Below are 25,053 nucleotides of genomic sequence, written 5' to 3'. Positions count from 1 at the left end.
ACAGGGCGCACAATTTGCCCTCAAGTCCGTGGATGCATTCGTCGTCCAAGTGCCAAAACCTTTCTCTTCGCGGCTCGCGCCACCCGGAAAAGCCGAACGTGCATACCGCCTATCAACGTTACGTTCATTTGGGCCCGGGCGGTGACCGTTCTTAGCTTTTCGGTGACTCCACGTGAACGATCAAACCGTCAGGCGTGACCTCAATGCGCATCGAGTCGAGCCCGGGCACGACCAGATCGGCGTCGAGCTCGGCGGCTGGGTAGGTTCCGGTGACGGCGATCGTGGTGCAGCCGGCGGCGCGACCGGCCTGCAAACCTGCGGGTGCGTCCTCGATCACCAGGCAGCGGCTCGGGTCTACGCCAAGCCGCGCGGCCCCCTCCAAAAACGGGTCGGGCTCGGGCTTGCCGTTCGGAGTGTCATCGATGGTCACGATCACCGCGGGTGCCGGAAAAGCGGATGCTGCCAGCCTCGCTTCGGCCAACGGCCGGGCGCAGGACGTGACGATCGCGCGCCGGGCTTCGGGCAGGCTCGTCATGAGCGCGGCGGCGCCGGGCAGCACGGTGATATCGTTCGTGTCGGCTGTTTCGAGAGCGAGGACGCGGGCAATGGCTTCGTCTACCCGGTCGGCCGGTACCAGTTCCTCGATAATGTCGCGCGCCGGACGGCCGTGGGCGGTGTCGTCCTTCGCCACTCCCCATTCCCGCGCCCAGGCAGCCCAGGAGCGGTCGACCGCCGGCGTGGAGTCGATGAGGGTGCCGTCCATATCGAACAGTACGGCATCGAAGGTGCGCCCCTGCAGAACGTTCTCGGTGGGCAAGCTCGCGTGGGGCATTCACTGTCCTTTCGTCGATTTGTCGGGTGACTGCCGTGCGGCGGCCCCGCATTAACGGTAGCCCACGCGTCCGCGACGTCGGTTGGTGTGGTCTGGGCCGGTAACGTTGGGTGCAACAACCGAGCTGGGAGACCGTACCGTGTGGACGACCGTTCTGGTGATTGCGGCCGTGCTGATCGGCTCGAGCATGCAGCGCATCACCGGCATGGGGTTCGCCCTGGTCGCTGCGCCCTTTCTGGTCCTCCTGTTGGGGCCGATTGACGGTGTCATCGTCGTCAATGTCTGCGGGGCGCTTACCGCCGGCGTGATCCTGATGCGCGTGTTTCGGGACGTGGACTGGCGGCGCTACGGAATTTTGGCGGTCTGCGCCGTGATCGGCATCGTGCCGGGCTCCTACGTTTTGCAGTTCGTACCGGTGGCCTGGCTTGAGATCTCGATCGGTGTACTCGTGGCCGCCGGGCTGACCGTATCGGTGAATCTCGGCCGGGTTGTCGTGCGGGACCGGCTGAGTTTTCGCGTGATGGCCGGCATGACCAGCGGGGTCATGAACACGACGGCCGGCGTCGGCGGCCCGGCGGTGAGCATCTACGCGATCGCCACAGGCTGGCCGCAGCGGTCCTTCGCCGCGACCATGCAGCCGTACTTTCTGACCATCGGGCTGACCTCGCTGTCGTCCAAATTCGCCCTCGGATCCGCCGGCGTGCCGCAGCTGCCCGTGCTGGTCTGGATTCTGATCGGGTGTGCCTGCATCGTCGGGCTCATCGTCGGCGACCTGCTGTCGCGGGTGATCGAGCCGCACGTAGCCCGCCGCCTGCTCGTGATCGTGGCGTACCTGGGGTCGTTTGCGACGATCGTGCGCGGCGTGCTCGAGCTGCTCGCCTGACCGCGCGAGACACCGCGGGGCTAGATCGTGAAGTCGGCGCCTTCGACCGTGACGGACTCACCGGTAGCGGTATTGGCCAGGTGATGCGCGGCATCCGTTTGCATCGGTTGTTCGTCGGGGTAGGTGGCCGTCACCAGAATGGGCATGTGATCTGAGGTGCCCTGCGGAAGGGTCTCCACGTTGGTGATCGCCAGGCCCATCGAGGTCGCGAGGTCGAAGTGTCCGCGAAAGAACTTGTACCGGGTGTAGGTGCGGGTGTCGCTGAGGGTCAGGTCGTAACCGGACTGGTTGACCTTGTTGCCGAGCTTGCCCTGGAAGATCGGATAGTTGTAGTCGCCGACCATCAGGGTCGGCAGACCGGGGCCGAGCAGACTGAGCTCTTCGTGAGCGGTGCGAATCTGGTTGCGGCGCAGGGAGTTGAGCGCGGTCAGCGGTGCTGCGTGAAAGGATGCGACGACGAGCTCACGCTGGGCGACGTTGTCGATCAGGCGGGTGGCGATAAGGCGCTCGTGTGCCGGCGCCGCCAGGTGATCATGCAGGGATTTCTTCAGCGCGAAGGCCTGCGTCTTGATCGCCGTGTAGCGGTCCCGGTTGTAGTAGATGGCCAGGCCCAGCCGGTTGCGCCGGGTCGCGTCGGCGAGGTGCAGAGTGCCGACCTCGGCCGGCAGGTCGATGGTGTTGCATTCCTGCAGGCAGAGAATGTTGGGACTGTAACGCTCGGACAGCGCGACCAGTTCGCCGCTGGCACGATTCTTGCGGAGGTTGTAACTAATGACCCTCATGGCACCCGTCTCAGACTTGATGGCTTTGAGACAAGCCTACGGCTCTCTCCCGCGTTGAAATTGAACTTCTATCGCAAATTGGGATATGCGCAGGCGGCATCCAGTCTGCGCCGGGTTAGCCGGCACCGACGATGAACATCGTCGCCATGAAGACCAGGCCGGCCGCCAGAAAGGTGATCGTGGTGTAACCAAGAATGTCGCGCATTTTCAGCCCGGCGATCGCCAGAAGCGGAAGCGCCCAGAACGGCTGAATCATGTTGGTCCACTGGTCGCCGTAGGAGACGGCCATGATGGCGACGGAGGGGTCAACGCCGAGCCGTTCGGCCGCGTCGAGCATGATCGGGCCCTGCACGGCGAATTGGCCGCCGCCGGAGGGCACGAAGAAGTTCACCAGTCCGGCCGCCAGCAACGCCATCACGCCAAACGTCGCCGGAGTCGACACGTTCACGAAGAAGTCGGAGAATACCCCGATCAGCCCGGATCCAACCATCATGCCGAGGATGCCGGCGTACAGCGGAAACTGCAGCAGGATATCGCCGACGTTGGAGGCGGCATCCTTGGTCAGCCGAATCAGCTCGAACGGGTTGCGCACCAGCAGAAATATGAGCGCGAGGAATGTCCAGTTGACGATATCGAGCGTGAGGGTTCCGCCCTCGACGAAGTGAACGACCAGGTAGGCGACGAGGGCAAGCCCCACGATCAGGGTCATTATGCGGCTGGCATCGAGGCGGTCAGCGGGCGTCACGACCGGTTCCTCGGCGACCTGCTTATCGCGGGCATCGACCTCAAGCACGAAGATCGGGGCGTTACGTCGCGGGGCGACGAGGGCCAGCGCCAGCGCCACCACCACGATGGTGGCGACGGCCGCCAAAATATTCCACAGCGAGAATGTGGTGTCGCTGAGCGAAATGGTGCGACCCAGCTGCTCGGCCAGGAAGGAGCCCTCGGTGGCGGCGGTGAGCGGTCCCGACCCGGAATATCCCATGTGCCAGATCACAAAGCCGGAGTAGCCAGCGGCGACCAGGAGCGGAAAATGCACCGGAACGCCCTTCGCGCGCAGCTGAAAAGCCACCTCCTTGGCGAGCAGCCCCCCGACCACGAGGCCGAGGCCCCAGGTGATCAGGCACGCCACCGCGGCGACGGTGAAGACGAAAACGTAGGCCTGAAGCGCCGTGCGTGGCACAGCACCCAGACGAACCAGCAGCAGGTGCACCGGGGTCGTGTTGGCCAGAATGTGCCCGAGCAGCAGCACGAGGGCCATCTGGGTCATGAAGGCGAGCAGCCCCGCGAGACCGTCGCCCCAACTCCGCACGACATCGATCGGGCCGGAATCGGTGAGCACCAGGGCCAGAATCGCCACGATCACGGTCAGCACGATCACGAACACGAGCGCGCTCGGAATGAATCGTTCGACGAGCGAATTTATCGGGCGCATGAACGCAGCGGCTGGGCCGCTGGCGCGCTTCTCGGTGGCAGTTGACACGATGGTTCCCCCTGAATTGCTACAACACTGTGGCTCAGGGCGTCTGCACTGACGTATTAAACGTAGCAGGCGGGTCGTCCGCTCCCCCGTCGGGGCACCTGTGGCTGGGCCGAAACGTAGACTTGACCTGCCGCACAGCGGCAACCGCGAGGGAGCAGCATGACCCAGAACGACATCGTTCTTATTCGCCACGGGCAGACGGAATGGAGCATTTCCGGCCAGCACACCGGGCGCACCGACGTTCCACTGACCGATTTCGGCCGTCAACAAGCGGATGCCCTCGGCGAGATGCTGGACGGCCAGCATTTCGATCGGGTCTACTCCAGCCCGCTCGTGCGCGCCTGGGAGACCATGGAGCGGGCCGGGTACTCCAGCCAGGGCGTGGCGAGCGACGACGTGCTCGAATGGGACTACGGGGTCTATGAGGGCCGCCGCACCGTGGACATCCGCTCCGAGATACCCGGCTGGACCGTGTGGGGTAACCCAATTGTGGGCGGTGAGACCGTCGATGAGGTGGGGGCGCGAGCCGACCTCGCGATCGAGGAATGCCTCGCCGCAGAGGGCCGCGTCGCCGTCTTCGCCCACGGGCATTTTCTGCGCATCATGACCGCGCGCTGGATGGGGCTGCCGGCAATCGCCGGCAAGAACCTCAGCCTCGGCACTGCGACCGTCTCCACCCTCGGCTGGGAACGCGAGAACCGGGTGCTGCAGATGTGGAACGACGCCTGCCACCTAAGCTCGATGGACCCGGTCGTCTGACGCTGCACGGACCAATACCCCTAGTCTGGGGTTAGACAGATTCTATGCGTTGGAACCGTTGTCGTCGGTGCGTGCGAACAAACATGCCAATAGCATGCCCGGAGGGATCGATCGCGGGGGTTCGGGGGGGGGTTCTACCCGCGAGCCCGATCAACCAGAGAAACCCGATGTCCAGCATCGGTGGCCACGCCAGCGCGTGGCCCTGCCCCAGCCCGCACCGTGCGGGTCCTTCGAGAGGGAAATCACATGAGCACGTTCACACAGCTTTCACCGTCGCGCAAGCGACTTCTCGGCGCCCTGCTCGCCGTTGCTATGGTCGGCGTCGGCAGCATCGGAGTCGGCGGAGCCGTCGCCGCCGAGACTGCACCACGAGCCGCCGTCGACCTCGGCGAGGCCGGGACTTTCGCCGTCCTGTCGAAGTCCGGAATTACGGATGTCTACGCCTCGGCCGTCAGCGGAAACGTCGGTTCCAGCCCCATCACCGGTGCCGCTATCCACCTCACCTGCCCCGAGGTACTCACCGGAACGATCTACTCCGTGGACGCCGAAGGCCCCTCGTGCAAGGTGACCGACGACACCTATCTCACCACGGCCGTTAGCGACCTCGAACTCGCGTACACCGATGCCGCCGGCCGAACGACCCCCGACTTCATCAACCTGGGCGCCGGCGAAATTGGTGGTCTGACTCTCACTCCCGGTCTGTACAAGTGGGGCACCGATGTGAACATCTCCACCGATGTCACACTGACCGGATCATCGACCGACGTGTTCATCTTCCAGATCTCCAAGGACCTGCAGCAAGCCTCAGCCCAGAACGTGATTCTGGCCGGCGATGCGCAGGCGAAGAACGTCTTCTGGCAGGTGGCCGGGTCCGTCGCGATCGGTACAACCGCACACTTCGAAGGCACCATTCTCAGCCAAACGATGATCGCTATGAAGACCGGAGCGAGCATCAACGGTCGGCTGCTGGCTCAGACGGCCGTCACGCTGCAGAGCAACACGGTCACTGCGCCCGTCGAGTAACGAGCAGGTGCAGGCGTGGGTGACGTATCGCCCCCACGCCCTCGCCGGTTCAGCGCACCGGCACCCAGGTGGCCTTCACGCGCTCGGTGATCAGGGACGCCCGCAACTCGGCGACGACGCGCAGGTCGGCCACCACGTGGGCGCCGATCCGCAGGGCCGACGCCGCGTCATCCGCTGTGAAACGCACGATGACCCGGGCCGCGCCGGCGACGATGGTGAGGTCGGAGGCCTCCACCGTGGTAAATTCGGCCGCCGCCGCTGCGGCCCGCGGCACGACCGAGGCGGGCTCCGTTCCCGGGTGCAGGGAGTCGATACTCATGGTGACGCGATAAGAAGGCATGGTTTCAGGGTACGGGTACTGCTTTACTGATTGGGTCCCTCATCCCCAAGTTCGGAGACCCATGACTTTCACGGCCACGATCGTTGCCCAGGTTCAGCACACCAAGCCCGATGCCCTCTGGGCCATCGCGACCGCACTCAGCCGAGAGGTCAGTGGTACATCGGCCGCGGACGCGTTCATCGCGCTGCCGGACGGCGGTCGGGTCGAGGTGGAGATTGCCAAGTTCGGCGAAAGCCTGCCGTTGGCGATCGACGTCGTCGATGCGCGCGGCGCGGCCGAGGCGCGGGCATCCGCTCAGAATATTCTGGACCTGCTGGAGCAGTCCACCGGTTGGCAGGTTGACCACCTGCACGACTGAAACGGATGTCCACCCGCGGCACACAGGCGCGCCGCTTAGGATCGTTGGCATGACTGAAACCATTGCCCCCGCTGCTCGCATCACGATGTATGGAGCCCAGTGGTGCGGCGACTGCCGTCGTTCCAAGTCACTGCTCGACCGCCTCGAGGTGGACTACGACTATGTCGACCTGCTGCTCGTCGAGGATGGCGCCGACCGGGCCCGCGCCATCAGCGGCCGCACCAACATTCCGGTCATTGTGTTTCCCGACGACACGCACATGGTGGAGCCGAGCGACGCCGAGGTGCGCACGAAGCTCGTGGCGCTCGGCCGCATCAGCTGAGCATGCCCGGCGACTGACCGGCTTCGTGCTAGTGTCAAAAATCGCAGATACCAATGGGGGTCGCACCATGCACGCAATAACCGCCCAGCCGACTCGACGCCTTCCGCTCTCGTTGTGGGTGAGCATCGTTCTGTTCGTGCTATACAGCGCTCTGGGCATCGCCGTCTGCGTGTCACTCCCGACCGACCCCCGCCTGCTGTTTGCGCTGCTGACCGTGTCGCCACTGTTGTTCATCGGCATGGTCGTCTCGGCGGTTGACATTGTGCGCACCCGCAAACGCGGCGACGCCGGGCAGACCTATACCCGGTTGCAGTGGGGTGGCCTCATCCTCTTGGTTGTGGCGATGCCGCTCTGGCTGGCCATTGCCATTCTGATCGTCTCGTTGATCTAGTGCGCTCCAAAGAGTTTTTCTACCGTTAACAGCCCGGGTCCTGGCGCGTCACCGCGAGCATGCTCGGCGACTGGATCCACAACTTGCCGTCGCGCGGCTGAGACGGCGGATCGCCGTCAACACAGCGCTGGAGCACCCTCGAACGAATGCTCCAGCGCTTCAGCGGGCTAGTCGGTCAGCGGCGCACGATGGAGCGCAGCAGCCGCACGGCGACCGACAGGGACGCCATGTCGTCCTGCGCGAGGGAGTTGACCTCCTCGAACACGCTGCGCGCCCGGCCAAGCTGTTCGGCGTTGAGTGCTTCCCAGGCGAGGAGGCGCTCGTCGGGGGCGCCGGCATCCGTTTCATCGAGCACGGACCTGGCCATGTCGGCGACCGTGGAGTACAGGTCGTCGCGCAGGGCAGCACGGGCGAGGGCCTGCCAACGGTCCTTGCGGGGCAGCTTGGTGATGCGCTCCAGCAGGTTGTCGACACCGAACCGGTTGTACACCGCATAGTAGATGGCCGCGACTTCGGTGACCGGAAGGTTGGACCGGGCGGCGACCTTGGCCACGTCCAGCAGCGCGTACGCCTCGAAGAGTTCCGACCAGCGGCGACCGAGATCGTCGGGCAGGCCCCATTCCCTGGCCTGCTCCTGCTGGGTTTCGAGGCGTTTGAGGTCGGCGCCCTGCAGGTATTCCCCAAGGTGCTCGCGCATCAGCGCGACCTGCGGCTGGTACTTTGCGATCACCGCGGCGACGGGCATATTGCCCCCGTGGTTAACCTGCCAACGCACCGCACGGTCGAGCAGCCGGCGAATGTCGAGGTGAATCGCCGTCCACTTCTCGGTCGGGAACGATGACGGCAGCGCGTTGAGCTCGTCTACCATCTGGTTCAACTCGAAAATCTCCCGGAGGGCCACGAAGGCCCGCGCGATCGTCGCCTGGCTCGCCGACGTCTCCTCCATCGTGCGGAAGGCGAAGGTGATGCCGCCCAGATTAATCATGTCGTTCGCGACGACCGTCGCGATGATCTCCCGGCGAAGCGGATGCGTATCCAACTCGGCATCGAAACGTTCAGACAGGTGCGTCGGGAAATACCGGCGCAGGGTGCTGCCGAACCACGGGTCATCGGCCAGATCGCTGTCGCGCAGCGCGTTGGCCAGTTCGATCTTGGCGTAGGCCGCCAGCACGCTCAGCTCGGGGCTGGTCAGCCCCTGACCCTGGTCGAGGCGCTCCCGCAGCGTAGCCGTCGTCGGCAGTGCCTCGAGCTCACGCTGCAGATCGCCGGATGCTTCGAGCCAGTTCATCAGGCGCTCGTAGCTCGGGCTCCAGTTGTTGACGAGGACCCGGTCGTTGAGCAGCAGAATGTTCTGATCGACGTTGTCGACCAGAACCAGGCGGCCGACCTCGTCGGTCATCTCGGCCAGAAACTCGGCCCGTTCGGCGGGGTCGAGCTTGCCGGCGGCGACCATACGGTCCACGAAAATCTTGATATTGACTTCGTGGTCGGAGCAGTCCACTCCGGCCGAGTTGTCGATCGCGTCCGTGTTGAGAATGACGCCATTGAGGGCAGCTTCGATGCGCCCGAGCTGGGTGAAGCCAAGGTTTCCGCCCTCACCGACGACCTTGACTCGCAGGTCCTTGCCGTCGACGCGAATGGAATCGTTGGCCTTATCGCCAACCTGCGCTGCCGTCTCGGTGCTGGCCTTCACGTAGGTGCCGATTCCGCCGTTGTAGAGCAGATCGGTCGGGGCCAGCAGAATTGCGCGCAGCAGCTCCGGCGGGCTCAGGTGCGTCGTGCCCTCGGGCAAACCGAGCACGACCTGTACCTCGGCCGAGATCGGAACAACCTTGGACTGGCGCGGAAAGACGCCGCCGCCGGCGCTGATCAGGTCGGTCGCGTAGTCGGCCCAGGAGGAACGCGGCAGTTCGAACAACCGCTTGCGCTCGGCAAAGGAAAGCGCCGGGTCGGGGTTCGGGTCCAGGAAGATGTGGCGATGGTCGAAGGCCGCGACGAGCTTGGTGTGCTTGGAGAGCAGCATGCCGTTGCCGAACACGTCGCCGGACATGTCGCCGACGCCGACCACGGTGAACTCCTCGGACTGGGCGTCGACGCCGAGCTCGCTGAAGTGGCGTTTGACCGACTCCCAGGCACCCTTGGCCGTGATGCCCATCTCCTTGTGGTCGTATCCGACCGAACCGCCAGAGGCGAAGGCGTCGCCGAGCCAGAAACCGTACTCTGCGGCGAGTTCGTTGGCGATATCCGAGAACGAGGCCGTTCCCTTGTCGGCCGCGACGACGAGGTAGGTGTCAGCGTCATCGTGGCTGACCACGCGGTTCGGCGGAACAACCCGTTCACCCTCGGGCGTTGCCACGAGGTTGTCGGTCAAATCGAGCAGCCCGCGCACGAAGGTTTGGTAGCTCGCGATGCCCTCGGCCATCCACGCCGCCCGGTCCAGGGCTGGGTCTGGCAGCTTCTTGGCGAAGAATCCGCCCTTGGCGCCGGTCGGCACGATGACGGCGTTCTTGACCGTCTGCGCCTTGACCAGCCCGAGCACCTCGGTGCGAAAGTCCTCGCGGCGGTCCGACCAGCGCAGGCCACCCCGGGCAACCTTGCCGAACCGCAGGTGCACGCCCTCGACGCGCGGTGAATACACCCAGATCTCGTACATCGGTCGCGGTGAGGGCATCTGCTCGATCTGCGACGGATCGAGTTTAATGCTCAGATACGGCTTGTATTGGAAGAAGTTGGTGCGCAGCGAGGCTTCGATCAGGGTGATCAGGGTGCGCAGCACGCGATCGGCGTCTAGGGTGACGACCTGCTCCATGGCCAGGGTGAGCTGGGTGCGCACGTCGGCGACGCGCAGCATCCGCTCATCGTCGGCGAGATCTGGGTCGAATCGGGCCTCGAACAGTGCCACCAGGCCGCGCGTGACGGCCGGGTTAGCGAGCAGGGCGTTGGCGACGAAACCGTAGGAGTTGATATTGCCGATCTGACGCAGATATTTGGCGTAGCTGCGCAGGATGACGACGCGGTGCCACGGCAGGCCGTCCTGCAGCACCAGGCGATCGAGGCTGTCGGACTCGATGGCTCCGCTGATCGCGGCACCGAACGAGTCGGCCAGCAGGTTCCCGGTCGCGATCGGGTCGACGCCGGCCGGGTAGTGCAAGCCCAGGTCGTACAGGTAGAAGCGGCGCCCGTCGGCGGTTTCGATGTCGAACGGCACCTCGTCGAGCACCTCGATGCCAAGGTTCTGCAGAAACGGCAGAATCTGGCTGAGGCTCTTCGGCTCCGTCATGTATAGCTTGATGCGGGCGTCTTCGGCGGGGTCACCGACACTTTGAGGCCGGTAGACGTGCAGTCCGGGGCGGGTGTGCGGGTCAGCGGATGCTCCCACCGGCGCAGCGCAGGCCTCAAACCGACCGATGTCTTCGAGGGCATCGGTGATTTCGTAATCGACCCGGTAACTGTCGGGAAAAGCCTCGGCCCACACATTCGACAGGCGCTCGGCTTCTTCGACCGAGTGTGTTTCGCGCAACTCGTCGCTGATGCCCTCGGGCCAGGACCGCACGGCCATGGCCAGGCGGTGTTCCAGGGCTGCGGCATCGACCGTGTCGGCGGCGACATCCTTCGGCAAGCGGATGCGATAGAACAGTCGCGCGAGGGCCGATTCGGTCATGCGCGCTTCGAAGTCGAGGGCCTCCGAGTGGAACGTCTCCTGCAATTCCTTCTCGATGCGCAGCCGCACGGCGGTGTTGTACCGGTCACGCGGCAGGTAGACCAGCGCCGACATGAAACGTCCGTAGATGTCGGGACGCAGGAACAGCCGAGTACGGCGACGCTCCTGCAGACGTTGGATGGCGAGCGACGCAGTGACCAGATCGGGGACTTCGATCTGGAACAGCTCGTCACGCGGGTAGGTTTCCATGATGCCGAGCAGGTCTTTACCGCTGTGCGACTCGAGCGGAAAACCGACCTCGGTCATGACCGCCTTGACCTTTTCGCGCAGCACCGGCACGGCCGTGACCGAGCTCGTGTAGGCGCTCGCGGCGAACAGGCCGATGAAGCGCTGCTCTCCCTTGACCTGACCGGCGGCATCGAAACTCTTGATGCCGATGTAGTCGAAGTAGGCGGGGCGGTGCACGGTGGAGCGCGAGTTGGCCTTGGTGATCACAAGGGCGGTGCGCTCGCGCGCTTTCTGCCGGCCGGCATCCGTTAGATGCTGAATCTGGTGCCGGTCGTCGGCGGAACGCAGCAGACCGAGGCCGCTGCCGTCGATCAGGGTGAGGACGTCTTCGCCGTCCTGGGTCTCAAGGTTGTATTCGCGGTAGCCGAGAAAGGTGAAGTTGCCCTCGTCGAGCCAGTGCAGCAGCTGCTGGGTTTGGGTGAGGTCCTTGATTTGCTCGGCGCCGACGATCTGGTCGAGGGCGTTGGCGATCTGCAGCGCCTTCGTGCGCATAAGCGGCCAGTCGGCGACAGCGGCGCGAACATCGCCGAGTACGTCGGTCACGCCAGCCACCAGCAGGGCCTGTTCCTCGTAAGTCGCACTGTCAATCTCAATGGCGATCCACGACTCGAGGTGCGAGGCGTCATCGCCGGTGGCGATCAGGTGGGCGATGTTGGGCATCGCCGAGGTGTCACCGCTGGAGACGCCGACGCCAGCCGGGATGCGGTTGATGTCGACGAGTTCGTTGCTGGCCTTGCTGCGGGCAACGATGAGCAGCGGGTGCACGACGAGGTGGATGGCGGAGTGCTGGCGCACCAGCTCGGCGGTGACCGAATCAACCAGGAAGGGCATGTCGTCGGTGACGATATAGATGACGCTGCGTCCGGGCTCATTCTGAATCTCGACCGAGGCCGTTTTGGGCATCCGGTACTGCGCGACCTTCCAATGGGCTCGCGCTCGGGCTTGCAATACTGGCGGGGAATAGTGCGCCGCGTCTTCGTCCGTCAAATGCTCATAATAATCAGTTATGAACGACTCGAGTGTGGGGTCTACCGGGGCTAGACCCGTTGGGGTGAAACCAGACGACATCGAAAAAACGCCTCCATCAAATATCTACGCAGGGCTCCTGCAACGGATACTTCGGTGTACCCAGTCAAACTCAAACGTGGAGTTCCCTTACTTTCTCATCGTAGCGCTGGCCCCAGCGCCCCAGCCGTGCCGCCGCAGAACCTGCGGCGGCACGAAAGAACTGATGAGCGGCCCGATCTTCGCTACGGTTTGGTGTCGAAGGCGGTCGGTCAGTACCAGCCGACGGACTGCGAGTGCGACCAGGCCGCACACGGCGTTCCATAGGAGGAGGCCTTGATATAGCCCAGGCCCCAGCTGATCTGCGTCGTGGCGTTGGTGGCCCAGTCGGTGCCGGCCGACGCCATCTTGCTGCCCGGCAGCGCCTGCGGAATGCCGGTCGCACCGCTGCTGGAGTTCAGGGCCGAGTAGGACCAGCCCGATTCCTTCTGCCACAGCCGGTCGAGGCAGCTGAACTGATCCTCGCCCCAGCCGTACTGGGAGGCGGCCATTGAACGCGCTGTGGCGCGGGCACCGTCGACGGTATTGCCGCCCGCGAGGGACTCCATTCGAGCGGCTTCAGCGGCGGCGGCCGCAGCGGCCTCGGCTGCAGCAACTTCGGCTGCGACCCGGTCGACTTCGGCGGTGGCCGCAGCAACTGCGACGGTCTGCGTCTTCGCCCGGGCCGTGAGGTCTTCGAGCTGGTCGATCGGCATGATCTCGTAGCTGGCGAGCGAGCTGGCTACCGAGGTGAGGGTGGAGGCATCCACTTTGCTCACGCTGGCGGCAATGACCAGGTTGGCTTGCGAGAGGGCGGCGGATGCGCTGTCGCGGCTGAGTGCCTCGCCGCGCTGGGCGTAATAGTCGAGTTGTTCGATCTGGCGGCCGGTGCTCTCGGCGAGTGCGGTCGTGGCTGAGATGCTGTCTTGCTTGGCATCGGCCGACTGGGCGGCGAATTCGCTGCCGGCGACGAGGCCGGTGATGACCAGCACGGCACTGGCGGCGAAGATAATCTGGTGCACGCGTTTGGGGGATTTGCGGACGGTACGAGCATGAGAAGTTTCGGAGTTGTTTTGGCGCATATCCTTCATCGGGAGCGAGGACTCGGCGCTAGGTACGCCGGCTCGCCGGGTTTCGGGCTCGCGCGCTTCGGGTCGGCGCGGGCAAGGTCGCTAGCTTGCACCGCCTTTTTGAACGAAACCTCACGATTTTCTCCGAATACCCTGACTTTCGGTCACGATCGCTCAGCCGTGACATACTTTGCGACCCGCGGGTACCTAAGCAGGGTTCGCGGCGAGGGCGAGCAGCCGGGGCAATGCGTAGGTCCAGTCGATGCGTTCCTGCTCGAGGCGCACGTTTCCCTCCGAGCGGATGCGCCCGAGCGCGGTCTGCTCCCCCGCCGTCAGCGTCGAATACGTTCCGCCGGCCGCCTTCGGTTCCGGCACCCACAGGTCGCGAAATTGCAGCAGGGTCGCCTCGTCCATGAGTGTGCTCGTGACGTCGTCGCAGCCCGAGCGAAGCGCGTGCAAAATGGCAAATCCGTCGGAGTCGAGGTCGCCCCAGTAGATGACGCGGCCCGTGTTTATCCACGGGATGGCACCGAGGCGAGGCGCCGCGTAGCCGCCGCCGTGCACGACGACCGCGCCCGCCAGATCGGGCATCGCAAACATGGTCTCGAGGTTTTCGAAGACGAACACCGTCATCGGCGTGACGGCGAGTTCGGCGAGTTCCTCGACCGGCGCGATCACGTCGCAGAGCCCTCCGGGTCGCAGCCGTGGGTCAAGAAAACGCACCCGAACGAGGTGGGGTGTGCCCTGCAACCCGAGTGAAAAGCGCCCGCTCACCGCGGCGTGCAGGCCCTCCACGATGGCGCGATGTCCCTCGAGCCATTTGGTGTCGATTCCGCGAATGGGCAGCTGCCGAATACGCCAACCGGATGCCGGATGCTCGGCCAGCCACGCGACCACCTGCAGCAGGGTGGCAAAGTTGGTGTCGCTCAGGGCTTGCAGGGTGCGGGCGTGAGTGCGGATCGCGGCGGCGAGGAGGTCGACCTCACCGGTGCTGTCAGGCCCAGGGAAAGCCGCGCGAACCTCGGCCGCACGATCGCGCAGGACTCGCCAGTCACGGGCATTGGCCGTGCCGGCCCACAAGGCGATCGCATCCGCTCCCCGAAGGGTGCAGCGTTCGGGCACGGTTTGCGCGCCGACCCGAGACCATTGGCGCTCGCCCCAGCGCACCTCGAGCGTGGACACGGTGTCGTCGGCCGTGCGCCACTCGCGCAGCCAGCCGATCGCGGCATCCTGGTCGACGAGCGCTTGCCGTTCGGTCGGCGGATGCAGCACGATCTCGAGCAGCGCCGTTTCGCCACCGTACGCCGCCCAGTCGCGCTGGTCTTGCGTGACGCGCTTTCGGGCGCGTTCGCGCGCCTCGGCCACCGTGACCATGCCGCGCGGCACCTTCATTCGGCCTCGTCGTCGGGGCGAAAGACCACGCTGGCGGTACGCGAGTCGTTGCGGGTGGTGTTGGTGATTGAAGTGATACCACCGACGTAGGGTTCGATCGTCTGCAGCAGCTTTTCGGGCGTGGCCAGGATCATATGAAAGCCGAACTCCACGAAAACGTCCATCGCCATGCGGGTGTAGCGGCTGTCCGCCTTGTCGAAGGCCTCATCGAGAATGATCGTGGCATAGGTCGGCAGCTCGTCTTCGTCGGCGGCGAGCTGGTAGCGCAGGGCTGCGGCGAGGCAGAAGATCACGAGTTTCTGCCGTTGCCCGCCCGAGAGCCCGGCGCTCGAGTCGTGCACGTTCACCGTGCGGCCGGCCAGGTCCACCTCGTGCGCCATGAAGGTGACATGTTCGCGGGTGTCGAGGCAGCGACGGCGCCAGGCGACATCGGCGTTCTCGCTCGAAGCCAGCCGCGCCATGATTTGGTTGAGCACGACGAAGCGCTTTTCGGCAGCGGCGAGGTCGTCATCGTTCCAGGCGCCGTCGGCGACCGTCTTGAGGTCGGCCATGAACTGCAACACCTCGGGGGCACGCCGGGTCTTCACCTCGATGCGCAGGTAGCGCTCGACGTCGAAACGGGAACGCCCGAGTGAGGCGTTGACCGGGTCGATGCGGTCCACGACGAGTTTGGGCGCGTCCCGAATATCCGACGCCAGGTGCCCGATCAGATCCCGTGATTTCTCCCGCAGGAGCTTGAGAAAGTTACCCTCGTGTTCGGGAAGCCCCCGGGCCACGATGCCCTCGAGCAGGGTGCGATAGCCGGCCCGGTCGTCGATCGAGGTGCTCAAATCAGCGGATGCCGCGGGCCAGCGAGTCTGAAAAGCTCCGGCCCCCAGCACGAACGCTGATTGCGCCGTGCGAATCAGGTTCTGTGCGACGAGCGATTCCCGGTGCAGCACGTCGCTGACCTTGCGGCCCACCTCGCCAACGTTCTTACGATCGATCTTGCGCAGCACGGACCGGTACCGGGCTTCCAACAGGGCCGTATCCAAGTCAGACATGGTTTTGTGGGATTCGCGGGCCTGCACGCGTCGACCGATGTCCTCGATGAGCACGGTGAGTTCGCGCAGAATCGCAGCGTCCTGGCTCACCGCGAGGGCACGGGCGCGAGCCGTGGCTTCGGCAGCGTGCAGGCGGGCGCGGGCATCCGTTTCCGCAGCGATGGCGCCCTGCAGCTCGGTATTTCCGGTCGTGAGCGCCTCCAACTGGCGGCGGCGGGCCCGGACGAGTTCGTCGGCGGCGGTGCGATCGAGCTCGGACCAGTCCTGGCCGAGCACGCGTTCGAGCACGGCGCGACGGCGGGTGGCGGCGTCGCGCTCGAGCTGGGCCCGCTTGAGCCGGCTGTCCGCTTCACTGTGCCGTTGGTCGGCCTCGCGTCTGCGTTCCAGCAACAGGTCGATTTTGGCCTCGTTGTCGGCGCCGAGAATCCACTGGCTGCGGTCGTCGATGCGGTGGCGGTCGTTCTTCTCGTAGCGGCGGGCGTTCTTTTTCACCTGCCCGCCGATCGTGACGCCCTTCTCCACGTCATCGAGTTCGTCGGGATGATCGACGCAGGCGTAGTCGAATTCTTTGGCCGCACGTGATTGCAGCCAGTCCCGGAACGGACCGTCGCTCACCCGAATGCGGTGTAGCAGGGACCGCGGGGTTCGGGCGGCCTTCGGCGGGTCGGCCAGGGTCGGAACGGCCTCGAACACCAGGCGGGCACCGAGGTTGCGGGATTCCACCCTTCTCCGCACCTCGGGCAGGTACTCATCGCGAACCAGCAGGGCGCTGGCCAGCGGATACAGCACCCGCTCGATCGCGCCGCTCCACTTCGCGAACTCCGGCAGCACCTCGATCAACTCGCCGGCAAACGGGAGGGCAGCTTCGGTGACGCCGAGCTCGTCGGCCAGTCGTTTGCGGGTCAGCAGCAGGGCAGCGGGCAGGTTGCTCTTGCGGATGCGCAGCTCGGTGAGCTCCCGGTCGACCCGCTGGAGCTCTTCGCGCGCCGCAAAATATTGCTCGTTGTCGTCGTGGTCGTGCGCGGCCTGGGGCGCGGATTCGTCGAGGGCGCGTCGGCTGGACTCCTGAAATTCAGCGAATTCGGCGTTGTTCTGCGGCGCGGCGGCCACTCCGACCCCGGCGAGGTCGTCGCTGAAGGACTTCCACCGTTTCGCGGTCGCTTCGGCTCCGGTGACCGCGTCGGCGACGCGGGCCTGCATCAGCGCGGCGTCGGATCCGCCCAGTTGGAGCGCCCGACGCTCGGCGGCGCGCAGCAATTCTTCCGCGTCGTCGCGCGTGGCGTCGGCTGCATTCGATTCTTCTTCGGCGCGGGCATGCGCAGAGCGCAGGGCCCCGCGTTCGTCGCCGGCCAGGCGCAGTGTGAGCTGATCCTGGAACGGGTCGATCAGGTCGACCAGACGTGCGGTTTCGGCGGCCGTGGCCGAGGCGGTTTCGTAGTCGACGATGGAGGTTTCAAGCTGCTGCAGGTGCTCGGCCTGGCGCCGCAGTTCGACGACGTGTTGGTGGGCTTGGTTGAGCTCACTAAACTGCTCGACGGCGGTCTTGGCCCGCTTGAAGGTCGGCGGCTCGTCGAGCATAAACGAGCGAAACAACTGGTCGAGGCCGCCGAGGTTCTTGGCCGATTGGGTTTTGTGCAGCAGGTGCAGGGCGTTCTCGTTCTTGATGCCAAGCACCCGGCCGAGGCGCGAGTAGAACCGGGAGTGACTGCCGGTGGTGGTGACAATCGCCTCCGGCCAGGCCTTCTGAATGCGCTTGGTTTCGATCCCCGAGGCGACGAATTCCTTGAAATCGAGCAGGGTCACCCGGCCGCGATCGATGAAGCAGACGTCTTTGAGGTCGGCTTTGTCGACGCTGGAACCGCGCAGGTGAAACAGCCGTGCGAGGGTGATCGGGGCATCCTGTTCATTCTCGAAACCGAGCAGAATTCCGCTCCAGGTGGGGCCCTTGCGCAGATAGGTGCTGACAGCACGGTCGAGGTTTTCGTCGGCCTCCTTGCTCCACGCACCGCGGACGTAGCTGATCAGGCTGCGGTCGTCGTTGCGTGAGGCCGCGTCCTGAGCTGCGGCGTTGAATCGCAGCCACTTGTCGGGGGTGAGCACGGTGCCGATCGCGTCGAGCAGGGACGACTTGCCCGAGCCGGAGGCTCCGGTGAACAGGTGACCCTTGCGGGCGATGTCGATCGGGTGAAAGCCGTCGAAGGTGCCCCAGTTGAGCAATTCGACGCGGGTCAACCGCCACTGACCGACGTGAATCGGGCCGGTTAAGGTCGTCTGCGCGAGGCTGTCTGGTGTGTCGTCGAAGCCGGGCATTTCGAGCAGTGTCATGCGGTCACGTCCTCGTCGGTGTCGTCGCTCGAATCTTCGTTGTCCACGTCGATCCCGCCGCCCCCCTCGGCAATGCGCCGGTATTCGGCGCCGATCGCCTGAATCTGGTCGGCGTCAACGATCAGGCGCAGCACGGGTGAGATCTCGGCGCGATCGTCGGCGCCGGCCAGGTGAATCACGCGCAGCTTGTTCTTCATGTTCAGCCAAGACGAATTCATGCGCCGGGCGAAGTCGGCCTCATCGCGGTCGGGCGTGCGGTAGACCCAGAGCTGTTCGAAGACTTCGTCCTGGCCCACGATGACGCGGCCTTCGCCCTCACCGGCAAGCAACATTTGGCGCAACACCAGCAGCATTGCGGTGTCGAGAAAAGTGAGGGCTGCGGTGCGCACTGTGTTCGGGGTTTTCAGTTCGGTGGTGCTGACGTTGCGCACGAAGGCGAATTCGCCGACCCGGTCGATGACGAGGTCGAGGAACAACTCGTGCAGCCGGGAGCGCAGGGCGGTTTCGTCGGCGAGCAGCGCCGACCAGAGGGCCGGCGTGTTCACGCCCGACAGGTAGGGGCCCTTGATCAGTTCGAGCAGCGCGCGGCGCGATTGTTCGCCGAGCACGCCGGTGTCCTGCGCCCACAGCGCGGTGGCGGAGGCGGCATCCGCTTCGGTGAAGTTTATGGTGTCGGTCACAGCAGTCTCCCGGTGAAGCGGTAGATCGGAATGTCGGCGGCGCGGGCGGCCTGATCGGTGCCGTGCCAGCGCACGGTTTCGATGCCGCCGGGGATCGTGCCCTGATTGGCGGCGAGGGTGAGCAGGCCCACGACGCTCGCGACACCCTGGCTGGCCGGGTGCCGCTCGAGCACCTCCCGCACGCTGCACTGGTCGAGGTCGGCAAGCACGGAGTTGACGTTGTCGATGAGTTCGGCGAAGTCGATCTCGGTCTGACGGGCCAGCGCGCGCAGGGCCTCCAGATCGGCGGTGCCAGCGACGTGTTCGACGATCGGCGCCGTCGCGTCGAGTTCGGCGGGGTCGTGCAGCCGCAGGGCGCCGACGCTGCGCAGCGCGACCGCCGACAGCTCGAGGTGCAGCGTGGTCGGCTGGTACGGCTTGCTGTGAGCGGATGCCTCCACTCCGCTCGCGAGCGCAGCCCGCAGCATACTGCGCAGCACCCGGTCGCGCTGATAGTCCTGCGACTGCACGTAGCGACGCAGGCCCCGGGCAAAAGCGGTGATCACCTCGTGAATTTCACCGCTGTGATCCTTCAGCGTGCCAATGAACCGGCGGAGGAATCGGCGCTGGGCTGTGGTGAGATCGGCCGCAAAATCGCCGGCCAGCACGCGGGCGACGTCGTCGTCGAAGGCACTCCCGACCGCCGGGTCGAGCACGAGGGCGGAGAATCCCGCGAAGCTGCGCCCCTCGTCGGATTCAGCAATGAGGTCGACACCGCGAAACACCTCGTCGAGTACGGTGCGCTGGGTGTCATCAGACTCGACGATACGCGCCCGCAGGTCGCGGTTGAGGTTCTCGAATTCGGCCCGCACCCGGGCGAAGTCGGAGGGGATCTCCTCGGCCTGGGCCAGGATGTCCCGCACGCGTTCGAGGGCGCGCGCCGGGTCGAGGGTGTCAATGTCGCCCTGCTGGATGCGCTCGATCTGCGCGTCGATGCGGTCGCGCTGGGCGTGCAGCTGTTCGAGTCGGCGGGTGACGTCGGGGTCGGTGTCGATGGCCAGCTGGCTCAGCTGCACGCCGATGCTGGCCAGACGCGATTCGGTGACGGTCTGCCGGGGCGCGGCGAGTTGCTCCAGAATGCGGATGGCACCGAGCGCACCGGGGGCGAGCTCGAAGGTCTCACCACGGGTCTCTTCGTCGGCCCGGCGGGTGAGAAACCCGGATTTACGCCACTCCGCGCAGTAGCCCTGAGCATTTTGGGGCAGGTCGAAACCGTGCCCACGCAGGGCATCGAGGTCGTGATCGATTCGTTCGTACAGCTCAGCGGTGGGCAGTCGACGGCTTTCTCCCCCAAGATGTTCGCTCAGCAGGGCTGCGATCACCGGGGCGTTGGCGGCGCGCAAGAGCCGCCAGGTGGCATCCGTTTCGATGAGTTGCCGCAGGGCATGCGTCTGAGTGAGTGCGGACACGCGGCATACCTCCTATGGCTAGCTTCAAGGGTACTGGTCGAGTGTTTTCATCGTGCCGCACACCACCGACATTGGCGACGTGCTCTTCTTGCCGCCGTAGGCATCCGGCTTGCTCGCTAGGGTCCGAGTAGGGCGGCCGGTACGACCGCGATCCCATCCCGGCGTCATTCCTAACCGCACCATTAGCAGGGGTTCTACTAGTCCATTAGCAGGCCTTATGGCGCGGCTGCTGGCGGTGCGCGAGCTTCGGCGCGGCCGAAGTCCATCTCGCTTGGGAACCTATCGGATCGATCACATAGGAGGGTGATTGAGCAGTCATTCGGCTTTGGCCCAAGGACGGTGTGGCGCGCGGCCCTGAAGCAGGTCGACCCGACGCTCCATCACGGTACCGATCGGCCAGAGACTACCGAGGCGAATGAGCTCGTCGACAACTTTGCTAAACGGGCGTACTCGACAGGCCGGGCAGGAATCAGCGTCGCCATGATTTTCATACAAGGCCCTTTGGTATTCGCTCCGAGTGAGATTCGGAAGGTCCGTCACCAGCGCCGTAGTCGTCTCTTCATCGGAATACAACCCGCGAAAAGACCTGCCGCAGGGGCACTGTCCGTCGGGATTGCGCCGACTCTCGGGACACACATCGAGCATCCAGACCAATTCGCCCTTGATGCAGTTTGCGAAATCGCTTCGGCGAGCGCCCTGCGTTGCATCTGTAGCTACCAGCACGTGCATTTCCTTCTCCATATTCTCGGCACGAGTGTCTGTGAGTAGTTACTGACGACGTTAGAGGCACCCACCGACATTGCTGAATGGCACCACGAATGCCGGCGAAGGTTCCGCGGCATAACTCCTGCAATTCCTGGCAGCGACAGAAAACTTCCGCATGTTCACGGGCATCCGTTTGCGATGCCTCACGAATTGCAGGAGTTATGCTGCGTCGACGGTCAGCGGGGCGAGTCGGTCCACGGGTTGATCAGATCGATGCCGAGATCTTGAAAGTCCTTGATGTTTTTGGTGGCGAGCGTCACTCCTTTGGACCGACAAATCGCCGCGATCATGCCGTCTTCCACGCTGAGCGGATGCCCGCTCGCGCGTCGAGACTCCTGCATGAGCGCATAGACCCGCGCCGCGGTCTCGTCGTAGGGAAGAACTTGATCGGAATAGCTCGCGAGCGTGCGCTCGGTTGCCGCCATCAGGCCGTCCCGACGATGACCGTCAGGAAGGAGTCGAACCCCCGTGAGAATCTCACCGACGCTGACCGACGTGAGTGCCACGTCAACAGAGACTCGATCCAACCAGGCCAGCACCACAGGATGCGGGCTCGAACGAAGCGGCTCAGATACAACGTTGGTATCAAGCACGATCATGAGAGATCGAGTTCGCGACCCGTCGTGCGCGCCGGCAGGTTCAGGTCATCCCCGCGGAATTCCGCGGTCGCAGCGACCCATGCCCGGGCCAAGTCGCCGCCGATCACCGCGGCGCTCAGAATGGCTCGGACTTCCGCTTCCATGGACTGGTTGTTGGCGGCGGCACGCACCTTGAGTCGACGCTGCACCTCGTCGTCGAGATTGCGAACGGTAATGGCGGCCATCATGACTCCCTTCCACGGAGTGCTATCACTGCTAGCGAAAGAGCAGGAGGTAGTACAGGAGAATCAGATAAATACTCAATATGGCAGGACATCCTGCAATTCGGGTACATGCGATGTACAAATATTGCAGTATTGACTCCCCCATGCTCCACGGCATCCCGGATCGTTCTGCACCGTTCAAACTGCCAGCCGATTCCTTCCGAATTCGACAACACTTGCACTGCGGCTCAGACTAGAACCATTCAAAGGAGAAGCCGTGTCCGTACTCTCTGACGCCCGTGCACTTGCCGGCGACATCGCCGACCTGCGCCACCGCCTGCACCAGGAACCCGAAATCGGGCTGCAGCTGCCGCGCACCCAGGAGAAGGTGCTGGAGGCGTTCAACGGCCTGCCGTACGAGATCACCCTCGGTACCGACACCACCTCGGTGACGGCGGTGCTGCGCGGAACCGGCGCCGGCGCATCCGCTTCTCGGCCCGCAGTGTTACTGCGCGGCGATATGGATGCGCTGCCGATTCAGGAACGCACCGGGCTTGATTTCAGCTCGCGCATCGACGGCGCCATGCACGCCTGTGGGCACGACCTGCACACCTCCATGCTCGTCGGTGCGGCGACGCTGCTCGCCCACCACCGCGACCAGCTCGCCGGTGACGTGGTCCTCATGTTTCAGCCGGGCGAGGAAGGCTTCGACGGAGCGGGAGTGATGATTCGGGAGGGCGTGCTCGACGCCGCCGGGCGCCGCGCTGACGCCGCCTACGGTCTGCACGTGCTCTCGGCCGGGGCCCCCAACGGGCAGTTCTCGGGTCGAGCCGGCACCCTCATGTCAGCGAGCGATGGCCTCACTGTGACGGTGCACGGGGCCGGTGGGCACGGTTCAGCGCCGCACAATGCGCAGGATCCGGTGACCGTCATCGCCGAAATGGTCACGGCCCTGCAGGTGATGATCACGCGCCAGTTCAACATGTTCGACCCGGTGGTGCTCTCGGTCGGGGTACTGCAGGCCGGCACCAAGCGCAACATCATTCCCGAATCGGCGCGACTGGAGGCTACCGTGCGCTCCTATACCGAGGAGTCGCGGGCCAGGCTGGCGCGCGTCGTTCCGCGGCTGCTCGAGGGAATCGCGGCGGCGCACGGCGTCGACGTGACCGTCGACTACGACACCGAATACCCGCCGACCATCACCGACGAGAGCGAAACCGCCCGGGCCGAACGGGTCGTCGGCGAGCTCTTCGGCGGCGAGCGCTTCACCCGCATGGTCAACCCGCTCAGCGGCTCCGAAGACTTCTCGCGGGTGTTGCAACAGGTTCCCGGAACCTTCGTCTTTCTCTCGGCCGTTTCGAGACAAGCGGATGACGCCACCGCCGCCTTCAACCACTCCCCCGCGGCTACCTTCGACGACGATGTCCTGGCCGACGGCACCGCTCTATACACCCAGCTGGCGCTGTCACGGGTGGCCGAGTTGGCGGGCTTGGAGTGACTACGAGGCTCCAGCTGTGACTACCGCCGAGTTTCGCAGGAAGAGGAACGGAAAGCCTGGACAACCATTGGGCAAGCACCTACTAGGTGCGCCAGGGTGGTTCGGGGCTCGGGGTGTTGGCTCGGTGTGATTGGGCGGGGCGCCAGGTTTGCGTTGGGTCCCAGAGGAGTGGGCCGCGTACCTGGAGTCGGCCGTTGATCATGCGGATGGTCCAGCCGTTGGTGTCGATGGTGTGGTGGTGGAACCAGCACAACAGTGTTCCGTTGTCGACGTTGGTGGGTCCGCCTTTTGCGGCGGGGTGGACGTGGTGCACTTCGGTCCAGCGGGCGGGGATGGTACAGCCGGGGATGATGCAGCCTCCGTCGCGCGCGGCGATCGCGGCGCGTTGTTTGGCGGTGAAGCACCGTACCTTGTCGCCGAGGTAGAGAATGGCGCCGTGGTCGTCGATGATGACGCTTTGGGAGCCACCGGTGCAGATGGTTTCTTTCACTCTGCGCATCGAGATAGGCGCGTCGATGCCATCGATCCAGCCAACACCGCGGTCGTTGTCGAGGTCGCTGGCGTTGATGTGGATCATGACGTTGGGGGCGGCGCCGCCCATGGTGGGGGTTTTCGGGTCGCGGGCGGCCGCTTCGAACACAGTGCGGAGGATATCGGCGCGTTTCTCACCCGCGGTGCGGTGGTCGCCGTCGAAGCGGGTATCGCCGGTGAACGGGTCGGCGTTGAAGCGCTCACCGTCGAGGCCGGCGTCCGCGTTCGGGTCGTCGACGTCCAGGCCGTTCAACGCGGTGACGGCACCGTCAGCCGGATCGGTGGGTTCAAACCGCGGCGTACGCGACCGAGCCGATAGATGAGTGTCGAAGAAGGTGTCCATGATGCCGCGCAGCTCGGGGGTGACGTCGGCCCGCAGCGGGTAGAGCCCGGTGCGCAGCAGCCCGAACGTGAGGGTGCTCTTCGCCTCCACCGCGTCGTCGTTGGGGGCGGTGCCGTCGGGGTCGAGCCGCCCCTGCCACTCCAAAGCTTGCACCCGCAGCAGATCCGGCGCGAAACGAATGCCCGCCCCCGGCAGCCCGGCAGTCTCCGGAGTGATCGCCCCGGTCGCGGAGGCCACGAGGGCACGTTCGACGTGGTCGAGGTCGTCCTGCAGCACCTTCCCGTGCAGGGCGGTGAGGGTGGTCGCGATGATCTCGGCCGCCTCGATGCCGAGGTCGCCGCTACCCAGCGCGTCGGCGATGACCGGGTAACGGGCGGGGACCGGCAGGCCCAGCGGCGTGCGTTCCACCGCTGTCTCGCCGAGTTTCAGGCGCCGCTTGGCCTCACGGCCGGAGATGCCGGCGAGCTGGGTGATGAAATCTACCTTGGTGCGGCATCCGTTTCGGTAGGCCAACGAACCGTTCCCGAGGTCGGTTTCGGCCCGCGCACCGATGTCGGCGGTCGACCGTAGTCTGGCCCCATCAACCTTGCGGCCGAGACCTTCGAGCGCCGCGAGCACCGCAACCGCTTCGGAGTCATCCAGATGACCGAACCGCACCCCGTCTAACGCTGCTGCCAGAATGGCAGCTGCCTGAGCAATCGCTGCGATCCGGGAACCCGCGAACTCCGGCAGTGCACCAGCTACGGTCGGCGGGGCGGTAAGGGTAATGGCGACGGCGCCTCCTTCACCCACAATTATACCGCGAATCGCTCTTAAAAACGAGAACATCTCATAAATATAGTGAGCAATTATAAGAATTACTTACGCCCCCGTGCTCGACACTGGCCCGGCACAAACCGCAGCCGGTGACGCCGCAACCAGGCCCGCGTCCCCCGAAGGTGGGAGTGCGTTCGCCGTGGAACAACGGATAAGTTCGTCTGGTTGTCGGAA

21 protein-coding genes are annotated in these 25,053 nt (G+C 65.0%); 7 read left to right on the top strand and 14 right to left on the bottom strand.

What is annotated here, in order from left to right; genetic code table 11:
* Nucleotides 1-151: 151 nt before the first annotated feature.
* Complete coding sequence (locus E3T31_RS06620) at nt 152-832, bottom strand: HAD-IA family hydrolase (RefSeq protein ID WP_134468040.1); 681 nt, start codon at nt 830-832, stop codon at nt 152-154.
* 139 nt (nt 833-971) lie between these two features.
* On the opposite strand from E3T31_RS06620, the gene E3T31_RS06615 reads away from it, so the two are divergent.
* Entirely contained in the window at nt 972-1,715 is a 744-nt protein-coding gene (locus E3T31_RS06615) for a sulfite exporter TauE/SafE family protein (protein ID WP_134468039.1), read from the top strand.
* A gap of 20 nt (nt 1,716-1,735) precedes the next feature.
* Here the strand turns inward: E3T31_RS06615 and E3T31_RS06610 are convergent, their stop codons facing one another.
* Both E3T31_RS06610 and E3T31_RS06605 read right to left on the bottom strand, forming a co-directional pair.
* Nucleotides 1,736-2,497 (bottom strand): endonuclease/exonuclease/phosphatase family protein, encoded by a 762-nt coding sequence (locus tag E3T31_RS06610; RefSeq protein ID WP_241977702.1) that lies wholly within the window; start codon nt 2,495-2,497, stop codon nt 1,736-1,738.
* Between the two features lie 115 nt (nt 2,498-2,612).
* Complete coding sequence (locus E3T31_RS06605; RefSeq protein WP_134468087.1) at nt 2,613-3,932, bottom strand: short-chain fatty acid transporter; 1,320 nt, start codon at nt 3,930-3,932, stop codon at nt 2,613-2,615.
* Nucleotides 3,933-4,139: 207 nt separating this feature from the next.
* Between E3T31_RS06605 and E3T31_RS06600 the strand changes: the two genes are divergently transcribed.
* Together E3T31_RS06600 and E3T31_RS06595 are read left to right on the top strand one after the other, a co-directional pair.
* Complete coding sequence (locus E3T31_RS06600) at nt 4,140-4,739, top strand: histidine phosphatase family protein (RefSeq protein WP_092448810.1); 600 nt, start codon at nt 4,140-4,142, stop codon at nt 4,737-4,739.
* A 246-nt stretch (nt 4,740-4,985) separates the two neighbouring features.
* The gene (locus E3T31_RS06595) at nt 4,986-5,762 is read left to right on the top strand and encodes an ice-binding family protein (protein WP_134468038.1); all 777 of its coding nucleotides are present in this window, start codon (nt 4,986-4,988) and stop codon (nt 5,760-5,762) included.
* Between the two features lie 49 nt (nt 5,763-5,811).
* Here E3T31_RS06595 and E3T31_RS06590 read toward each other — a convergent pair whose 3' ends face one another.
* The gene (locus E3T31_RS06590) at nt 5,812-6,102 is read right to left on the bottom strand and encodes a hypothetical protein (protein ID WP_134468037.1); all 291 of its coding nucleotides are present in this window, start codon (nt 6,100-6,102) and stop codon (nt 5,812-5,814) included.
* A 61-nt stretch (nt 6,103-6,163) separates the two neighbouring features.
* On the opposite strand from E3T31_RS06590, the gene E3T31_RS06585 reads away from it, so the two are divergent.
* The 3 genes from E3T31_RS06585 to E3T31_RS06575 all read left to right on the top strand — a co-directional run bounded on the left by E3T31_RS06585 (nt 6,164) and on the right by E3T31_RS06575 (nt 7,173).
* Complete coding sequence (locus E3T31_RS06585; RefSeq protein WP_134468036.1) at nt 6,164-6,460, top strand: hypothetical protein; 297 nt, start codon at nt 6,164-6,166, stop codon at nt 6,458-6,460.
* Nucleotides 6,461-6,509: 49 nt separating this feature from the next.
* Complete coding sequence (locus tag E3T31_RS06580) at nt 6,510-6,782, top strand: glutaredoxin domain-containing protein (RefSeq protein ID WP_092448813.1); 273 nt, start codon at nt 6,510-6,512, stop codon at nt 6,780-6,782.
* 67 nt (nt 6,783-6,849) lie between these two features.
* Complete coding sequence (locus E3T31_RS06575) at nt 6,850-7,173, top strand: hypothetical protein (protein WP_134468035.1); 324 nt, start codon at nt 6,850-6,852, stop codon at nt 7,171-7,173.
* A gap of 175 nt (nt 7,174-7,348) precedes the next feature.
* Here E3T31_RS06575 and E3T31_RS06570 read toward each other — a convergent pair whose 3' ends face one another.
* The 9 genes from E3T31_RS06570 to E3T31_RS06530 form a co-directional block, all read right to left on the bottom strand.
* On the bottom strand, nt 7,349-12,190 hold the full coding sequence (locus tag E3T31_RS06570; RefSeq protein WP_134468034.1) for an NAD-glutamate dehydrogenase: 4,842 nt from the start codon (nt 12,188-12,190) through the stop codon (nt 7,349-7,351).
* Nucleotides 12,191-12,399: 209 nt separating this feature from the next.
* Nucleotides 12,400-13,188: a hypothetical protein gene (locus tag E3T31_RS06565; protein ID WP_241977700.1), complete on the bottom strand. Its 789-nt coding sequence runs from the start codon at nt 13,186-13,188 to the stop codon at nt 12,400-12,402.
* Between the two features lie 255 nt (nt 13,189-13,443).
* Nucleotides 13,444-14,628: a Wadjet anti-phage system protein JetD domain-containing protein gene (locus E3T31_RS06560; protein WP_134468032.1), complete on the bottom strand. Its 1,185-nt coding sequence runs from the start codon at nt 14,626-14,628 to the stop codon at nt 13,444-13,446.
* On the bottom strand, nt 14,625-17,996 hold the full coding sequence (locus tag E3T31_RS06555; protein ID WP_134468031.1) for an ATP-binding protein: 3,372 nt from the start codon (nt 17,994-17,996) through the stop codon (nt 14,625-14,627). Before E3T31_RS06555 ends, E3T31_RS06560 begins: the two co-directional genes overlap by 4 nt.
* The gene (locus E3T31_RS06550) at nt 17,993-18,676 is read right to left on the bottom strand and encodes a DUF4194 domain-containing protein (RefSeq protein WP_241977698.1); all 684 of its coding nucleotides are present in this window, start codon (nt 18,674-18,676) and stop codon (nt 17,993-17,995) included. Before E3T31_RS06550 ends, E3T31_RS06555 begins: the two co-directional genes overlap by 4 nt.
* Nucleotides 18,673-20,124: a DUF3375 domain-containing protein gene (locus E3T31_RS06545; protein ID WP_134468030.1), complete on the bottom strand. Its 1,452-nt coding sequence runs from the start codon at nt 20,122-20,124 to the stop codon at nt 18,673-18,675. The genes E3T31_RS06550 and E3T31_RS06545 overlap by 4 nt, the downstream gene beginning before the upstream one ends.
* 315 nt (nt 20,125-20,439) lie before the next feature.
* The gene (locus E3T31_RS18065) at nt 20,440-20,853 is read right to left on the bottom strand and encodes a hypothetical protein (protein WP_206750310.1); all 414 of its coding nucleotides are present in this window, start codon (nt 20,851-20,853) and stop codon (nt 20,440-20,442) included.
* 212 nt (nt 20,854-21,065) lie between these two features.
* On the bottom strand, nt 21,066-21,488 hold the full coding sequence (locus E3T31_RS06535) for a type II toxin-antitoxin system VapC family toxin (protein WP_134468028.1): 423 nt from the start codon (nt 21,486-21,488) through the stop codon (nt 21,066-21,068).
* Nucleotides 21,485-21,712, bottom strand: a complete 228-nt coding sequence (locus E3T31_RS06530; RefSeq protein ID WP_134468085.1) for a plasmid stabilization protein — start codon at nt 21,710-21,712, stop codon at nt 21,485-21,487. The genes E3T31_RS06535 and E3T31_RS06530 overlap by 4 nt, the downstream gene beginning before the upstream one ends.
* Nucleotides 21,713-21,968: 256 nt before the next feature.
* On the opposite strand from E3T31_RS06530, the gene E3T31_RS06525 reads away from it, so the two are divergent.
* Nucleotides 21,969-23,189 (top strand): M20 family metallopeptidase, encoded by a 1,221-nt coding sequence (locus E3T31_RS06525; protein WP_134468027.1) that lies wholly within the window; start codon nt 21,969-21,971, stop codon nt 23,187-23,189.
* An 82-nt stretch (nt 23,190-23,271) separates the two neighbouring features.
* On the opposite strand, the gene E3T31_RS06520 is transcribed toward E3T31_RS06525, so the two are convergent.
* Complete coding sequence (locus E3T31_RS06520) at nt 23,272-24,855, bottom strand: HNH endonuclease signature motif containing protein (RefSeq protein ID WP_166788410.1); 1,584 nt, start codon at nt 24,853-24,855, stop codon at nt 23,272-23,274.
* Between the last annotated feature and the right edge of the window lie 198 nt (nt 24,856-25,053).

It is taken from the genome of Cryobacterium sp. TMS1-13-1 (assembly GCF_004403125.1).
Classification (GTDB): Bacteria; Actinomycetota; Actinomycetes; order Actinomycetales; family Microbacteriaceae; genus Cryobacterium; species Cryobacterium levicorallinum.
Note: the sequence above shows the minus strand (reverse complement) of the source record. Positions and strands in the feature narration are given on the sequence as shown.